General features: G+C 71.2%; 14 protein-coding genes. 11 read left to right on the forward strand and 3 right to left on the reverse strand.

What is annotated here, in order from left to right:
- Positions 1-32: 32 nt before the first annotated feature.
- From dxr to ACIRD8_RS20830, 6 genes are all read left to right on the forward strand, one after another.
- Positions 33-1,295, forward strand: a complete 1,263-nt coding sequence (dxr, locus tag ACIRD8_RS20805; protein WP_403993353.1) for a 1-deoxy-D-xylulose-5-phosphate reductoisomerase — start codon at positions 33-35, stop codon at positions 1,293-1,295.
- Positions 1,292-2,602: a M50 family metallopeptidase gene (locus tag ACIRD8_RS20810; RefSeq protein WP_403993356.1), complete on the forward strand. Its 1,311-nt coding sequence runs from the start codon at positions 1,292-1,294 to the stop codon at positions 2,600-2,602. The genes dxr and ACIRD8_RS20810 overlap by 4 nt, the downstream gene beginning before the upstream one ends.
- A gap of 181 nt (positions 2,603-2,783) precedes the next feature.
- A complete protein-coding gene (gene ispG / locus ACIRD8_RS20815) occupies positions 2,784-3,941 on the forward strand; it encodes a flavodoxin-dependent (E)-4-hydroxy-3-methylbut-2-enyl-diphosphate synthase (RefSeq protein WP_103513666.1) in 1,158 nt (385 codons plus the stop codon).
- Between the two features lie 147 nt (positions 3,942-4,088).
- Positions 4,089-4,934, forward strand: coding sequence for a GNAT family N-acetyltransferase (locus ACIRD8_RS20820; protein ID WP_403993359.1), 846 nt, complete (start codon positions 4,089-4,091; stop codon positions 4,932-4,934).
- A gap of 44 nt (positions 4,935-4,978) precedes the next feature.
- A complete protein-coding gene (locus ACIRD8_RS20825) occupies positions 4,979-5,554 on the forward strand; it encodes a GNAT family N-acetyltransferase (RefSeq protein ID WP_403993362.1) in 576 nt (191 codons plus the stop codon).
- 86 nt (positions 5,555-5,640) lie between these two features.
- Positions 5,641-7,344, forward strand: a complete 1,704-nt coding sequence (locus ACIRD8_RS20830; protein WP_403993365.1) for a proline--tRNA ligase — start codon at positions 5,641-5,643, stop codon at positions 7,342-7,344.
- Positions 7,345-7,405: 61 nt separating this feature from the next.
- On the opposite strand, the gene ACIRD8_RS20835 is transcribed toward ACIRD8_RS20830, so the two are convergent.
- The 3 genes from ACIRD8_RS20835 to ACIRD8_RS20845 are packed head-to-tail and all read right to left on the reverse strand — an operon-like array spanning position 7,406 to position 9,397.
- Positions 7,406-8,320 carry an aminoglycoside phosphotransferase family protein gene (locus ACIRD8_RS20835; RefSeq protein ID WP_403993368.1) on the reverse strand — a complete coding sequence of 305 codons (915 nt, stop codon included), beginning with the start codon at positions 8,318-8,320 and terminating at the stop codon, positions 7,406-7,408.
- Positions 8,321-8,378: 58 nt separating this feature from the next.
- Positions 8,379-8,873, reverse strand: a complete 495-nt coding sequence (locus ACIRD8_RS20840; protein ID WP_403993371.1) for a ferritin-like domain-containing protein — start codon at positions 8,871-8,873, stop codon at positions 8,379-8,381.
- On the reverse strand, positions 8,870-9,397 hold the full coding sequence (locus tag ACIRD8_RS20845) for a hypothetical protein (protein ID WP_403993374.1): 528 nt from the start codon (positions 9,395-9,397) through the stop codon (positions 8,870-8,872). Before ACIRD8_RS20845 ends, ACIRD8_RS20840 begins: the two co-directional genes overlap by 4 nt.
- Positions 9,398-9,568: 171 nt before the next feature.
- On the opposite strand from ACIRD8_RS20845, the gene rimP reads away from it, so the two are divergent.
- The 5 genes from rimP to ACIRD8_RS20870 all read left to right on the forward strand — a co-directional run bounded on the left by rimP (position 9,569) and on the right by ACIRD8_RS20870 (position 15,346).
- Positions 9,569-10,066 carry a ribosome maturation factor RimP gene (gene rimP, locus ACIRD8_RS20850; protein ID WP_403993377.1) on the forward strand — a complete coding sequence of 166 codons (498 nt, stop codon included), beginning with the start codon at positions 9,569-9,571 and terminating at the stop codon, positions 10,064-10,066.
- Between the two features lie 2 nt (positions 10,067-10,068).
- Positions 10,069-11,109 (forward strand): transcription termination factor NusA, encoded by a 1,041-nt coding sequence (gene nusA, locus ACIRD8_RS20855; RefSeq protein ID WP_403993380.1) that lies wholly within the window; start codon positions 10,069-10,071, stop codon positions 11,107-11,109.
- Between the two features lie 172 nt (positions 11,110-11,281).
- Entirely contained in the window at positions 11,282-11,560 is a 279-nt protein-coding gene (locus ACIRD8_RS20860; protein ID WP_403993383.1) for a YlxR family protein, read from the forward strand.
- A gap of 148 nt (positions 11,561-11,708) precedes the next feature.
- Positions 11,709-14,846, forward strand: a complete 3,138-nt coding sequence (infB, locus tag ACIRD8_RS20865) for a translation initiation factor IF-2 (RefSeq protein ID WP_403993386.1) — start codon at positions 11,709-11,711, stop codon at positions 14,844-14,846.
- Between the two features lie 203 nt (positions 14,847-15,049).
- Positions 15,050-15,346 carry a DUF503 domain-containing protein gene (locus ACIRD8_RS20870; RefSeq protein WP_129265753.1) on the forward strand — a complete coding sequence of 99 codons (297 nt, stop codon included), beginning with the start codon at positions 15,050-15,052 and terminating at the stop codon, positions 15,344-15,346.
- Positions 15,347-15,357 lie beyond the last annotated feature (11 nt).

The raw sequence follows: 15,357 nt of genomic DNA on the forward strand, positions 1-15,357 counted from the left end.
CGCTGTCACGGCACACAGCGGATACGGCAACAATGGGGGCCATGAGCGACAGCCCCGCACCCCTCGCCGATCCGCATCTCGTCTTCGACGCGACGGACGGCCGCCGGGATCTGGTGATCCTCGGCTCCACCGGGTCCATCGGTACCCAGGCCATCGACCTGGTCCTGCGCAACCCCGGCCGTTTCCGCGTCACCGCGCTCTCCGCCGCGGGCGGCAGGGTCGAGCTCCTCGCCGAGCAGGCGCGGCAGCTGCGCGTGCGCACGGTCGCGGTGGCCGACGGGGACAAGGTGCCGGCGCTCACCGAGGCCCTGCGGAAGGTCTACGGGGCGGGGGAGCCGCTCCCGGAGATCCTGGCCGGTCCCGACGCCGCCACGGACCTCGCGGCGAGCGACTGCCACACCGTGCTGAACGGGATCACCGGCTCGATCGGCCTCGCCCCCACGCTCGCGGCGCTGAAGGCGGGCCGCACGCTCGCCCTGGCGAACAAGGAGTCGCTGATCGTCGGCGGCCCGCTGGTGAAGGCCCTGGCGGCCCCCGGCCAGATCATCCCGGTCGACTCCGAGCACGCCGCGCTCTTCCAGGCCCTCGCCGCGGGCAAGCGCGCCGACGTCCGCAAGCTCGTCGTGACCGCGTCCGGCGGCCCGTTCCGCGGGCGTACCCGCGCCGAGCTGGCCGATGTCACACGGGAGCAGGCCCTGGCCCACCCGACCTGGGCCATGGGCCCGGTCATCACGGTCAACTCCGCGACCCTGGTCAACAAGGGCCTGGAGGTCATCGAGGCGCATCTGCTCTACGACATCCCGTTCGACCGGATCGAGGTCGTGGTCCACCCGCAGTCGTTCGTTCATTCGATGGTGGAGTTCACCGACGGCTCCACCCTCGCGCAGGCGACCCCGCCCGACATGCGGGGCCCCATCGCCATCGGTCTCGGCTGGCCCGAGCGGGTCCCGGACGCGGCCCCCGCCTTCGACTGGACGACGGCCTCCAGCTGGGAGTTCTACCCGCTCGACACCGAGGCGTTCCCGTCCGTCGGGCTCGCCCGGCACGTGGGCACCCTGGGCGGCACCGCCCCCGCGGTCTTCAACGCGGCCAACGAGGAGTGCGTGGACGCCTTCCTCGCGGGACGGCTGCCCTTCAACGGAATCATGGACACGGTCACAGCCGTGGTGGCCGAACACGGCACCCCCGCCACGGGAACTTCACTGACGGTCGCGGACGTCCTGGAAGCGGAGGCCTGGGCCCGGTCCAGGGCCCGCGAACTCTCGGCGGCAGCGACAGCGGAGGCGCACGTATGAGCATGACGACGATCCTGATGACGATCCTCGGGATCGCCGTCTTCGCCGTGGGACTGCTGTTCTCGATCGCCTGGCACGAGCTGGGCCACCTGTCGACGGCCAAGCTCTTCGGCATCAGGGTGCCGCAGTACATGGTCGGCTTCGGGCCGACCATCTGGTCGCGCAAGAAGGGCGACACCGAGTACGGCATCAAGGCCATTCCCGCGGGTGGCTACATCCGCATGATCGGCATGTTCCCCCCGGGGCCCGACGGCCGGATCGAGGCGCGCTCCACCTCGCCGTGGCGCGGAATGATCGAGGACGCCAGGTCGGCCGCCTTCGAGGAGCTGGAGCCGGGCGACGAGACGCGCCTCTTCTACACGCGCAAGCCGTGGAAGCGCGTCATCGTGATGTTCGCCGGACCCTTCATGAACCTGGTCCTGGCCGTCGCGATCTTCATGGGCGTGGCCATGACCTTCGGCTTCCAGACCCAGACCACCGAGGTCGCCGGCGTCCAGCAGTGCGTGATCGCGCAGAGTGAGAACCGCGACACCTGCAAGTCGTCCGACCCGGTCTCACCGGCCAAGGCCGCGGGCCTGGAGGAGGGCGACAGGATCGTCGCCTTCAACGGCCGGAAGATCGACGACTGGGCCACGCTCTCGGACAAGATCCGGCAGACCATCGGCCCCGCCACCATCACCGTGCAGCGCGACGGCCAGGAACAGACCCTGAACGCCGTGCTGAAGAAGAACGCCGTGGCCAAGAAGGACTCCCACGGCGAGGTCGTCCCCGACCAGTACGTCAGCGCCGGCTACCTCGGCTTCGCCGCGAAGACGGAGATCCTGCCGCTCTCCTTCGGCGACTCGGTCGTCCGCATGGGCGACATGATCGAGAACGGCGTCGATTCGATCATCGCGCTGCCCTCCAAGATCCCCGACCTGTGGAACGCGGCGTTCAGCGACGGCGAGCGCGCCGACGACTCGCCGGTCGGCGTGGTCGGCGCGGCCCGGATCGGCGGCGAGGTGATGAACCTCGACGTCCCGGCCCAGAACCAGATCGCGATGATGCTGTTCCTGCTGGCCGGGTTCAACCTCTCGCTGTTCCTGTTCAACATGCTGCCCCTGCTCCCGCTCGACGGCGGGCACATCGCGGGTGCGCTCTGGGAGGCCCTGCGCCGCAATCTGGCCAAGGTCTTCAAGCGGCCCGACCCCGGCCCGTTCGACGTGGCGAAGCTCATGCCCGTCGCCTACGTGGTCGCCGGGATCTTCATCTGCTTCACGCTGCTGGTGCTGGTCGCCGACATCGTGAACCCGGTGAAGATCACCTGACGCCTCACACGTCTCACAGGTGGCGGCCGGTCACACAGGTGGTGTACGGCCGCCACCCATCGAGAGGTTCGGCGGCACGGGTGCGCTCCGTTCGCCTCCGGTGCCGTAACCTCGAATCCTGGAGTCCGCCGTTCTCGGTACCTCGATCCACACTGATCCACACCTTGGGGATGCTCAGCGCATGACTGCGATTTCTCTCGGAATGCCCGCCGTTCCGACCAAGCTCGCCGAACGACGGGTCAGCCGTCAGATCCAGGTCGGCACCGTGGCGGTCGGCGGGGACGCGCCCGTGTCGGTGCAGTCGATGACCACGACGCGTACGTCGGACATCGGTGCGACGCTGCAGCAGATCGCGGAGCTGACGGCGTCAGGCTGCCAGATCGTACGGGTGGCGTGTCCGACGCAGGACGACGCCGACGCGCTGGCGACGATCGCCAGGAAGTCCCAGATCCCGGTGATCGCGGACATCCACTTCCAGCCGAAGTACGTCTTCGCGGCGATCGACGCGGGCTGCGCCGCGGTGCGGGTGAACCCGGGCAACATCAAGCAGTTCGACGACAAGGTCAAGGAGATCGCGAAGGCGGCGGGGGACGCCGGCACCCCGATCCGTATCGGGGTGAACGCGGGCTCGCTGGACGCGCGGCTGCTGAAGAAGTACGGCAAGGCGACGCCGGAGGCGCTGGTCGAGTCCGCGCTGTGGGAGGCGTCGCTCTTCGAGGAGCACGGCTTCCGGGACATCAAGATCTCGGTGAAGCACAACGACCCGGTCGTGATGGTGAACGCCTACCGTCAGCTGGCCGCGCAGTCGGACTACCCGCTGCACCTGGGTGTGACCGAGGCCGGCCCCGCGTTCCAGGGGACGATCAAGTCCGCGGTCGCGTTCGGCGCGCTGCTCTCCGAGGGGATCGGGGACACGATCCGGGTCTCGCTGTCGGCCCCGCCGGCCGAGGAGGTCAAGGTCGGCCTGCAGATCCTGGAGGCGCTGAACCTCAAGCAGCGCCGTCTGGAGATCGTCTCGTGCCCGTCGTGCGGGCGCGCGCAGGTCGATGTCTACAAGCTGGCGGACCAGGTGAGCGCCGGTCTCGAGGGCATGGAGGTCCCGCTGCGGGTCGCCGTCATGGGCTGTGTGGTGAACGGCCCGGGTGAGGCACGCGAGGCGGACCTCGGTGTCGCGTCCGGCAACGGCAAGGGCCAGATCTTCGTGAAGGGCGAGGTCATCAAGACCGTCCCGGAGTCGAAGATCGTGGAGACCCTCATCGAGGAAGCCATGAAGATCGCCGAGCAGATGGAGAAGGACGGGATCGCCTCCGGCGAACCCCAGGTCTCCATCGCCGGCTGACCTCACGCCGTCTCTGTGCCCCGCAGGCCGCGTCCTGCGGGGCACAGCCGCGTTTCCCGGCCCCGCAGGGCTTCCCGCCTGGGGCGGCACCCCACAGGCTTGTCGGTTACAGTGCGGACATCGAGTAGACCGTTTGGTGAGGCCCCAGTGTTGACGCAGACCACTACCCGGGTCCTCGACCCCGGCGAGCTCCCCGCAGCGCTCGCCGTCCTTGAGAGCGACCCCGTCGAGAACGCCTTCGTGACGTCCCGCGTCCAGGTGGCCGGGCTCGATCCGTGGCGTCTCGGCGGCGAGATGTGGGGCTGGTACGCCGACGGCCGGCTGCGCTCGCTCTGCTACTCCGGGGCCAACCTCGTGCCCATCTGCGCCACCCCCGAGGCCATCAGGGCCTTCGCCGACCGCGCCCGGCGGGCCGGCCGCCGCTGCTCCTCCATCGTCGGCCCGGCCGGCCCCACGGCCCAGCTCTGGCGGCTCCTCGAACCGAGCTGGGGCCCCGCCCGTGAGGTCCGCCCCAACCAGCCGCTGATGGTGACCGACCGGCCCTCGGCCGAGGTGACGGCCGACCCGCTCGTGCGCCGGGTCCGCAAGGAGGAGATGGACGTCCTCATGCCGGCCTGCGTGGCCATGTTCACCGAGGAGGTCGGCGTCTCCCCGCTGGCCGGCGACGGCGGGCTGCTCTACCAGGCGCGCGTCGCCGAGCTGATCACCACCGGCCGGTCCTTCGCCCGTATCGAGGACGGCAAGGTCCTCTTCAAGGCCGAGATCGGCGCGGCCACCTCCCACGCCTGCCAGATCCAGGGTGTCTGGGTCGCCCCCGAGGCCCGGGGCCGCGGGCTCTCCGAGACGGGCATGGCAGCCGTCCTGCGCCACGCCCTCAGCGATGTGGCACCCGTCGTCAGCCTGTACGTGAACGACTACAACACCGCCGCGCGCAGGGCATACAGCCGGGTCGGCTTCCGCGAGACGGGCGCCTTCATGAGCGTGCTCTTCTGAAGCATCCTGTTCTGGCCGGACGGTACGGCCAGTAGGGTTCCCGCATGGCAGCAGCAATCCCCGCGTCCCCCCGGGGCTCCGGGACCCCCGACATCGTGGTCGGACCGCTCGACCTCACCGACCGCGTCGACGAGGCCCTCGCCGTGCAGGCCCTCGCCTTCGGCCTCACCCAGGACGAGATCGACGTGCGCCGCCATATCGTCCTGCGGCACCTCGACGACCCCCGGGCCCGCGCCCTCGGCGCCACCGCCGCCGACGGACGGCTCGTCGGATTCGTCTACGGGCTGCCGAACAGCCGGACCCACTGGTGGTCCACCGTCGTCGAGCCCTACCTGCGCACCAACGGCTCCGACGGCTGGCTCGACGACTCGTTCGTGATCACCGAACTCCACGTCCACCCGGAGTTCCAGCAGCGCGGCATCGGCCGCAGCCTGATCACCACCATCACGGACTCCGTCGGCCTGCCCCGTTCCATCCTCTCCGCGATCGACACCGAGAGCCCCGCCCGCGGCCTCTACCGCTCGCTCGGATACCAGGACCTGGCCCGGCAGGTGCTCTTCCCGAGCGCGCCCAAGCCGTACGCGGTGATGGGCGCGCCCCTCCCGCTGCGCCGCGGCTGAGACCGGCCCGCCCACGAATCGATTTCCGCCCGCGCGGGCCCCCCGGCTAACCTCGGGCTCACCACCCTTCCGAGCAGGAGTTCATCATGGCCCAGGTCCAGCGCATGTCCCGATTGATGATCAAGACACTGCGCGACGACCCGGCGGACGCCGAGACGCTCAACCACAAGCTCCTCGTCCGCGCCGGATACGTACGCCGCACCGCGGCCGGCATCTGGTCCTGGCTGCCCCTCGGCAAGAAGGTGCTGGAGAACATCACCCGCGTCGTCCGCGAGGAGATGGACGCCATCGGCGGCCAGGAGGTCCTGCTCCCCGCGCTGCTGCCCAAGGAGGCGTACGAGGCGAGCGGCCGGTACGACGAGTACGGCGACCTGCTGTTCCGGCTCAAGGACCGCAAGGGCGGCGACTACCTCCTCGGCCCGACCCACGAAGAGGTCTTCACCCAGATCGTCAAGGACATGTGCTCGTCCTACAAGGACCTGCCCGTGATCCTCTACCAGATCCAGACCAAGTACCGCGACGAGGCCCGCCCCCGCGCCGGTGTGCTGCGCGGCCGCGAGTTCCAGATGAAGGACTCGTACTCCTTCGACACCACCGACGAGGGCCTGGCCGAGGCGTACCAGCTGCACCGCGCCGCGTACATCCGGATCTTCGAGCGCCTCGGCCTCGACCACCGCATCGTCTCCGCCGTCTCCGGCGCCATGGGCGGCTCCGCCTCCGAGGAGTTCCTCGCCCCCGCGCCCGCCGGGGAGGACACCTTCGTCGACTGTCCGAACTGCGACTACGCGGCCAACACCGAGGCGGTGACGTACAAGGTCACGGCCGTCGCCGACGCCTCGGCGACCGGCCCCGTCGAGGAGCTGGACACCCCCGACACCCCGACCATCGAGACCCTCGCCGCCCACCTCGGCGTCGAGGCCTCGGCCACCCTGAAGAACCTCCTGGTCAAGGTCGACGGCGAGATCGTGGCCGTGGGCGTGCCCGGCGACCGCGAGGTCGACCTCGGCAAGCTGGGCGAGCACCTCGCCCCCGCCGTCGTCGAGCTGGTCACCGCCGAGGACTTCGTGGGCCGCCCCGACCTGGTGCGCGGCTACGTCGGCCCGCAGGGCCTGGAGAAGGTCCGCTACATCGCCGACCCCCGTGTCGCCGCCGGCACCGCCTGGATCACGGGTGCCAACAAGGAGGGCAAGCACGCGAAGAACGTCGTCGCGGGCCGCGACTTCGAGGTCGACGAGCACCTCGACGTGGTCGTCGTCGAGGCGGGCGACCCCTGCCCCAACTGCGGGGCCGGCCTCCAGGTGGACCGCGCGATCGAGATCGGCCACATCTTCCAGCTCGGCCGCAAGTACGCCGACATCTTCTCCCTCGACGTCCTCGGCCAGCAGGGCAAGCCCGTCCGCGTCACGATGGGCTCGTACGGCATCGGCGTCTCCCGCGCGGTGGCCGCCCTCGCCGAGCAGACCGCCGACGACAAGGGCCTGTGCTGGCCCCGCGAGATCGCCCCGGCCGACGTGCACGTCGTCGCCGCCGGCAAGGCGCTCCAGACCGAGCTGGCCCTGGACGTGTCCGAAAAGCTCAACGCCGCGGGGCTGCGCGTCCTGGTCGACGACCGCCCGGGCATCTCGCCGGGCGTGAAGTTCACCGACTCCGAGCTCATCGGCGTCCCCAAGATCCTTGTCGCCGGCCGCCGTTCGGCCGAGGGCGTCCTGGAGCTGAAGGACCGTCGTACCGGCGAGCGCGAGGAGCTCACCGTCGACGAGGCGATCGCCCGCCTGACCGACCAGGGCTGATCTCCGGCCGGACAGCGACGAGGGGCCCCGCGCGGTGCGCGGGGCCTCGTGCGCGCGGTGGCTACAGCCAGCCCGCGAACTCCAGCGACAGCTCGCCGTCCTGCGTGCGCCCCACCGTCAGCGCCCGTGTGCCGGACTCGACGGCCCGGAACAGCGTCCAGCCGCGCAGCCGCGCCTGGTCGACCTCCAGCGACTCGGCGAGCTTCTTGACCCGGCGACGGGCCGTCACGGCACCTCCGGGCGAGGCGATCAGGTCCTCGACCCGGTCACGCACCAGCCGCGCCAGGTCGTACGCCCGCTCGCCGGTCAGCGGCTCGGGGCCGACCGCCAGCCACGGGGCGCGCTCACCCGCCAGGACCTTGCTCTGCCGGAAGTTGCCGTGCAGCAGGAAGAGTTCGGGGGAGTCCTGGACCAGCTCGTCGCGGGCCGCGAGCGCCTCCGAGACGAGCGGTTCGAGCGCGGGGTCCTCGGCGGCGGCGGCCCGCATCGGCTCCACCTGCCGGGCGGTGCGCTCCTCGACCGTCTCGAAGGCGTGGCCGGCCGGCGGCTCGACCCACAGCCGCCGCACCGTGCCCGCGGCCTCCAGCAGGGCCTTCGCCTCGGGCAGGGAGCGCAGGGACACCTCGTGGTGCAGCCGCTCCAGCAGGAGGGACTCCTCGGGCACCGCGCCGTCCGGAGCGGCCAGGAGCTCGACGGCCCCCCAGCCCTTCCAGTGCGCGAGGGCGGCCCTCTCCAGCGCGGGGGCGGCCCCGGGAGGCGCGATCTTCAGCACGGCGGGCGTGCCGTCCGCCCGGTGCACCAGGAGGACGAGGCCGGTGCGCCCGCCGGGGGCGCACACCCGGTCCAGGGCGACCGAGTGGGCGGACAGCGCGTCGTCGGTGAGTGCGGGGAGCCGTCCGAGCCACTCGGCGGCGGCCGTGTCCCCGTACGTCTCGCCGAGCGCTCGCACCAGACGCTGCGGCGGTTCGAAACCCATACGTGCCTTGTTCCCTTTCGGAGCGTGCCCACGTGCTCAGTGCTCAGTGCTCACGTGCTCAGTGCGTGACACCCGTGGCGCCTGCCTCCGCCGTGTTCTCCGGCGGGGCGGCCTTCTCGGTGAGCCCAGGAAAGGCTACGCCGGTGCCACGCCAGCGCACCGCACGCACCGCGGCCTCCCGGAGCGCACCCGCGGCGTACTGCCGCAGCGGACCCCGCGCGGCCCGTACGAGGTCGGAGTACACGCCCGCGACCCGGTCCTCCAGCACGGTGGCGAGCCGCATCGCGGTCGCCGGGTCCCGCACCGCGAACGGCAGGGCGTACGCGGCGTGCGCCGCCACGGGCGTACCGCCGAGGTCGCGCACCGTACGGGCGAGGGCGTCCCGCCGGGCCCGGTGGGCGTCGCAGGCGGCCGTCGCGTCGCTCCTGCGGCCGCCCGCCAGCCGGCCGCCCAGCGCCCCGTACCCGTACACGGCTGCGTGCTCGGCGGCGAGTGCGGCCTGCGCGGCCCGCAGCGCCTGTGCCGTGTCGCTCTTTCCGGCCTCCTGGGTCATGCCGGGGTCTCCTTGGCCAGTTCGGTCAGCAGATAGGCGTGGGCCGCTCCGGCCGCGGCGATCGAGGCCAGCAGCCTGGCCAGTTCCGGTTCGGCGGTCAGCAGGGCCGTGGCGCGGCCGTCCGCCACCCGGCGCTCCTCGGCAGCCAGCTCCTTCAAGGCCGCACGCGCGTCCGAGGCGGCGGCCGGGGGCGTCGGGGAGGGGGAGCCGCTCGCGGCCTTCGCGGGGCCGCCCAGTGCCGCGAGGTGCTCCCGCACGGCGGCACCCATCGGCGCGAGCCCCGCCTCCGTCACCGGGTGGGCCGTCGCGACCTGTTCGTAGCGGGAGAGCAGCGAGGCGCTGTCACGGGCGGCCGCCGCCCGCAGCGCCGTCCGCGCTCGGAGCGAGGCGGCCCCGGCGTCCGTCGTGCCCCCGGGGGGTGTCGCCGCTCCCGGCCCGTCCCCGCAGCCGGTCAGTACCGCACCCAGGGCGAAGGCTCCCGTAGCGGTGAGCGCACTCCTGCGCGTCGTCCCCGTGCGGCGCACTTGTCTCCTTCAGCCTGGTTTTTGACAGTTTCTGACCTGAAGTGATCACCGGATGTGAGAGTACCTGCGGCGGGGCGGGAGGCGGACGGCAACACCCCTGCGGACCGGATACCCTTTGACCTGACACGCGACGATCCCCACAACAGCACACGCGGCCGAGGAGTCACCCGGATGAGCACCACCCAGAGCGACAGGCTGCGCGAACTGCTGGAGCCGCTCGTCAGCGCCAAGAGCCTGGACCTCGAGGAGATCGAGGTGTCACGGGCGGGCCGCCGCCGGGTGCTGAGGGTCATCGTGGATTCCGAGGACGGCGTGGAGCTCGACACCTGCGCGGAACTCAGCCGCTCCCTCTCCGAGGTGCTGGACGAGACCGACGCCATGGGTGAGGGCGAGTACGTCCTCGAAGTGAGCTCTCCGGGCGCAGACCGCCCGTTGACCGAGCACCGCCACTACGTACGGGCCACCGGCCGGCTGGCCAGGCTCACCCTGGGCGAGGGCGGCGAGCTGGTGGCCCGCATCCTCGGGGTGGACGACGAGGGACTCGATCTGGAAGTGCCGGGCGTCAAGGGCCGCAAGCCCACGCCGCGCCGTGTCGCCTTCGACGAGATCGTCAAGGCACGCGTGGAGATCGAATTCAACCGCAAGGACAAGAAGGAAGAGGAGGCGTAGCCGTGGACATCGATGTGAAGCTTCTGAAGGGCTTGGCGCAGGACAAGGAGATCCCCTTCGACGTGCTCGTCGGGGCGATCGAGTCGGCCCTCCTCATCGCGTACCACCGCACCGAGGGCAGCCACCGCCGCGCACGCGTCGAGCTGGACGCCGGCGGCCACGTCACGGTGTGGGCGAAGGACGACCCGGCCGAGCTCGAGGAGGGCCAGGAGCCCAAGGAGTTCGACGACACACCGTCCGGCTTCGGCCGTATTGCCGCGACCACCGCCAAGCAGGTCATCCTGCAGCGGCTGCGCGACGCCGAGGACGACAGGACGTTCGGCGAGTACGCGGGCCATGAGGGCGACGTCGTCACGGGCCTGGTCCAGCAGGGCAAGGACCCGAAGAACGTCCTGGTCGACATCGGCAAGCTGGAAGCCATCCTGCCGGTGCAGGAGCAGGTGCCGGGCGAGGAGTACACCCACGGCCTGCGGCTGCGCACGTACGTCGTGCGCGTGGCCAAGGGCGTGCGCGGTCCCTCCGTGACGCTCTCGCGCACCCACCCGAACCTCGTGAAGAAGCTCTTCGCGCTGGAGGTTCCGGAGATCGCGGACGGGTCGGTCGTCATCGAGGCCATCGCCCGCGAGGCGGGCCACCGCACCAAGATCGCCGTACGTTCCACCCGGGCCGGCCTCAACCCGAAGGGCGCCTGCATCGGCCCGATGGGCAGCCGTGTGCGCAATGTCATGGCCGAGCTGCACGGCGAGAAGATCGACATCGTGGACTGGTCGGACGACCCCGCCGAGATGGTCGCCAACGCGCTGTCACCCGCACGGGTGAGCAAGGTCGAGGTCGTGGACCTCGGCACGCGCTCCGCCCGCGTGACCGTGCCCGACTACCAGCTGTCGCTGGCGATCGGCAAGGAGGGGCAGAACGCCCGCCTGGCCGCCCGTCTCACCGGCTGGCGCATCGACATCCGCCCGGACACGGAGACCGACGAGGAGCGGGACGTCGCCGACCGCGAGCGCGCCGAGCGCGCCCGGGAGCGTTCCGAGCGCCGCTGATCCCGGATCCGTGTCCGAGGCCCGCCCCGCGCGGGCCACGGACCGGCTCCGGAGCGGATCCGGACGGGCTCCGAGGGAATAGATCGAGGCGCTGTGCCGCTGAGATCACGACAACATCCGTTCGATTTTTGCCCCCAAGGGGTGAGGTCGGTGCGGGGAGGTAGACTTAGCCGTGTCTGGCCGGACGCAAGCCCGCGCTTGCCCCGAGCGAACCTGTGTGGGATGCCGGGAGCGAGCGGCCAAGAGCGAGCTGCTGCGCATCGTGGTGGACGAGGGAGAAGTCGTCCCTGATCCACGCGGTACGCTGCCCGGCCGGGGTGCGTACGTACACCCCGTCTCTGTCTGTCTCGACCTGGCGGTCCGCCGCCGGGCATTCCCCCGGGCCTTCAAGGCCAAGGGGCCGTTCGACTCCGCGGCACTGCAGCGGTTCGTCGAGCGGGTGACACCGTAAGAAAGTGAACGGCACGGGTCCCCGTGCGGTCAGGTACCTCGCGAGTTGGAAGTAGGTCGAGATTGCGATGAGCACTCGATGAGTACGCGATGAGTACGCCCATGAAGTAGCGACGGTCCGGCGGTAACCCGGACCTAAAAGGAGCGAAGTGGCTAAGGTCCGGGTATACGAACTCGCCAAGGAGTTCGGCGTGGAGAGCAAGGTCGTCATGGCCAAGCTCCAAGAACTCGGTGAATTCGTACGTTCGGCGTCCTCGACGATCGAGGCGCCGGTTGTACGCAAGTTGACTGACGCACTGCAGGGGCCCGGCGGCAACGCCGGCAAGTCCGCTGCAAAGCCTGGCGCGCCTCGCAAGGCCGCCCCCGCAAAGCCCGCGGCGCCTTCTCCGGCCGCCGCGGCACGTCCCGCTGCCCCGAAGCCCGGCGCCCCGGCTCCCAAGCCGGCCGCCGCGGAGACCCCGGCGAGCAGCACCCCCGCGGCGCCGTCCGCGCCGGCCGCGCAGTCCGCGCCGTCGGGAGGGCCGCGTCCGGGTCCCAAGCCCGCGCCGAAGCCCGCCCCGGTCACCCCGGTGCCCGCCGCGGAGTTCTCGGCTCCGGCCCCGGCCCAGCAGCCGGCCGCGCCGCAGCAGGCCCCGCGTCCCGCGGGTGCCACCCCCGGCCCGCGTCCCGCCGGCCCGGCCCGTCCGGCTCCGGCCGGCGGTCAGCGTGACGGTGGTCAGCGTGACGGCGGCCGTGGCGGCGAGCGTGGCGGAGACCGCCCCGCACGTCCCGCAGGCCAGGGCGCCCCGCGCCCCGGCGCACGTCCGGCCGGTCCCCGTCCGGGCAACAACCCCTTCACCTCCGGTGGCTCGACGGGCATGGCCCGTCCGCAGTCGCCCCGTCCCGGCGGCGCCCCGCGTCCCGGTGGCGGTCAGGAGCGCCCCGGCGCCCCGCGTCCGCAGGGCGGCCCCGGCGGCGCCCCGCGCCCGCAGGGTCAGGGCGGCGCACGTCCGAGCCCGGGCGGCATGCCGCGTCCGCAGGCTCCTCGTCCCGGCGGCGCCCCCGGCGCCGGCGGTAACCGTCCGAACCCGGGCATGATGCCGCAGCGTCCCGCTGCGGGTCCGCGTCCCGGCGGTGGCCCCGGCGGCGGCCGTGGTCCCGGCGGCGGCGGTGGCCGTCCCGGTGGTGCCGGTGGCGGTCGTCCCGGTGGCGGCGGCTTCGCGGGCCGTCCGGCCGGTCCCGGTGGTGGCGGCGGCGGTTTCGCCGGCCGTCCCGGTGGTCCCGGTGGCGGTGGCGGCGCAGGCCGTCCCGGTGGTGGCGGCGGCTTCGGCGGTCGTCCCGGCTTCGGTGGACGTCCCGGCGGCCCGGGTGCCCGTGGTGGCACACAGGGTGCGTTCGGCCGTCCCGGCGGTCCCGCGCGTCGTGGTCGCAAGTCGAAGCGTCAGAGGCGCCAGGAGTACGAGGCCATGCAGGCCCCGTCGGTGGGCGGCGTCATGCTGCCTCGCGGCAACGGGCAGGCTGTCCGGCTGTCGCGCGGTGCGTCCCTGACCGACTTCGCGGAGAAGATCAACGCCAACCCGGCGTCGCTCGTCGCCGTGATGATGAACCTCGGCGAGATGGTCACCGCCACGCAGTCCGTCTCCGACGAGACGCTGAAGCTGCTCGCGGACGAGATGAACTACGTCCTCGAGATCGTCAGCCCGGAGGAGGAGGACCGCGAGCTGCTCGAGTCCTTCGACATCGAGTTCGGCGAGGACGAGGGCGGCGAGGAGTCGCTGGTCTCCCGTCCGCCGGTGGTGACCGTCATGGGTCACGTCGACCACGGTAAGACCCGGCTGCTGGACGCGATCCGCAAGACGAACGTCGTCGCGGGCGAGGCCGGCGGTATCACGCAGCACATCGGTGCGTACCAGGTCTCCTCCGAGGTCAACGGCGAGGACCGCCGCATCACCTTCATCGACACCCCGGGTCACGAGGCGTTCACCGCCATGCGTGCACGTGGTGCGAAGTCCACCGACATCGCGATCCTCGTGGTGGCGGCGAACGACGGTGTGATGCCCCAGACGATCGAGGCGCTGAACCACGCCAAGGCGGCCGAGGTGCCGATCGTGGTCGCGGTCAACAAGATCGACGTCGAGGGTGCCGACCCGACCAAGGTGCGCGGTCAGCTCACCGAGTTCGGTCTGGTGGCCGAGGAGTACGGCGGCGACACGATGTTCGTCGACATCTCCGCCAAGCAGGGCCTCAACATCGAGGCACTGCTGGAGGCCGTCGTCCTCACCGCCGACGCCTCGCTCGACCTGCGGGCCAACCCGGAGCAGGACGCGCAGGGTATTGCGATCGAGTCCCACCTCGACCGCGGCCGCGGTGCCGTCTCGACCGTCCTCGTCCAGCGCGGAACGCTGCGCATCGGCGACACGATGGTCGTCGGCGACGCGTACGGCCGTGTCCGGGCGATGCTCGACGACAACGGCAACAACGTCCAGGAAGCGGGTCCCTCGACCCCCGTCCTGGTCCTGGGTCTCACCAACGTCCCGGGTGCCGGCGACAACTTCCTGGTGGTCGACGAGGACCGTACGGCCCGTCAGATCGCCGAGAAGCGTGCCGCCCGTGAGCGCAACGCCAACTTCGCCCGCAAGGGTGTCCGGTTCTCCCTGGAGAACCTGGACGAGGCGCTCAAGGCCGGTCTTGTCCAGGAGCTCAACCTCATCATCAAGGGCGACGCGTCCGGTTCGGTGGAGGCTCTCGAGTCCTCGCTGCTCCAGCTCGACGTCGGTGAAGAGGTCGACATCCGGGTCCTGCACCGCGGTGTGGGTGCGGTCACCGAGTCGGACATCAACCTGGCGACCGGCTCCGACGCCATCGTGATCGGCTTCAACGTGCGCGCCGCAGGGCGCGCCGAGCAGATGGCCGAGCGCGAAGGCGTGGACGTCCGGTACTACTCGGTCATCTACCAGGCGATCGAAGAGATCGAAGCGGCCCTCAAGGGCATGCTCAAGCCGGAGTACGAAGAGGTCGAGCTCGGCACGGCGGAGATCCGCGAGATCTTCCGCTCGTCCAAGCTGGGCAACATCGCCGGTGTGCTGGTCCGCTCCGGCGAGGTCAAGCGAAACACCAAGGCGCGCCTGCTGCGCGATGGCAAGGTCATCGCGGAGAACCTCAACATCTCCGGTCTGCGTCGCTTCAAGGACGACGTCACCGAGATCCGCGAAGGCTTCGAGGGCGGTATCAACCTCGGAAACTTCAACGACATCAAGATCGACGACGTCATCGCGACGTACGAGATGCGCGAGAAGCCGCGAGGCTGATCAACGGGGAATCCCGGGGGGTGACCCCCGGGCTCTCTCCCACGGTCGGGGCCGGTCGACGGGTCGTATTTCCGTCGATCGGCCCCGGCCGTTCCGTGTACGGTTCGGGTGTCTCCGCCGAGTGACGGCGGGACGTGGCTGTGCCAGCCCGGAGGGCGACCTCCGGGCCCCCGAACCCGAACCGGCGGGACATCCGGACATACATGTATGTGGGGACGCTGTCCTTCGATCTCCTCCTCGGCGACGTACGGTCGTTGAAGGAGAAACGCTCCATCGTCCGCCCGATCGTCGCCGAGATCCACCGCAAGTTCGCGGTGAGCGTCGCGGAGACGGGGGACCAGGACCTCTACCGCAGGGCCGAGATCGGTCTTGCCGTGGTCTCCGGGGACACCGGACACCTCACAGACGTACTCGACCGGTGCGAGCGGATGATCGCGGGCCGGCCGGAAGTGGAGCTGCTGTCCGTACGGCGGCGGCTGCACAACGACGAAGACGATTGAGCACGTTCAAG

Source organism: Streptomyces sp. NPDC102451 (assembly GCF_044765485.1).
Taxonomy (GTDB): Bacteria; Actinomycetota; Actinomycetes; order Streptomycetales; family Streptomycetaceae; genus Streptomyces.

Coding starts and splice junctions, on each gene's coding strand:
- dxr (WP_403993353.1), top strand. CDS start 33: ATGGGGGCCATGAGCGACAGCCCCGCACCCCTCGCCGATCCGCATCTC.
- ACIRD8_RS20810 (WP_403993356.1), top strand. CDS start 1,292: ATGAGCATGACGACGATCCTGATGACGATCCTCGGGATCGCCGTCTTC.
- ispG (WP_103513666.1), top strand. CDS start 2,784: ATGACTGCGATTTCTCTCGGAATGCCCGCCGTTCCGACCAAGCTCGCC.
- ACIRD8_RS20825 (WP_403993362.1), top strand. CDS start 4,979: ATGGCAGCAGCAATCCCCGCGTCCCCCCGGGGCTCCGGGACCCCCGAC.
- ACIRD8_RS20830 (WP_403993365.1), top strand. CDS start 5,641: ATGGCCCAGGTCCAGCGCATGTCCCGATTGATGATCAAGACACTGCGC.
- ACIRD8_RS20835 (WP_403993368.1), bottom strand. CDS start 8,320: ATGGGTTTCGAACCGCCGCAGCGTCTGGTGCGAGCGCTCGGCGAGACG.
- ACIRD8_RS20840 (WP_403993371.1), bottom strand. CDS start 8,873: ATGACCCAGGAGGCCGGAAAGAGCGACACGGCACAGGCGCTGCGGGCC.
- rimP (WP_403993377.1), top strand. CDS start 9,569: ATGAGCACCACCCAGAGCGACAGGCTGCGCGAACTGCTGGAGCCGCTC.
- ACIRD8_RS20870 (WP_129265753.1), top strand. CDS start 15,050: ATGTATGTGGGGACGCTGTCCTTCGATCTCCTCCTCGGCGACGTACGG.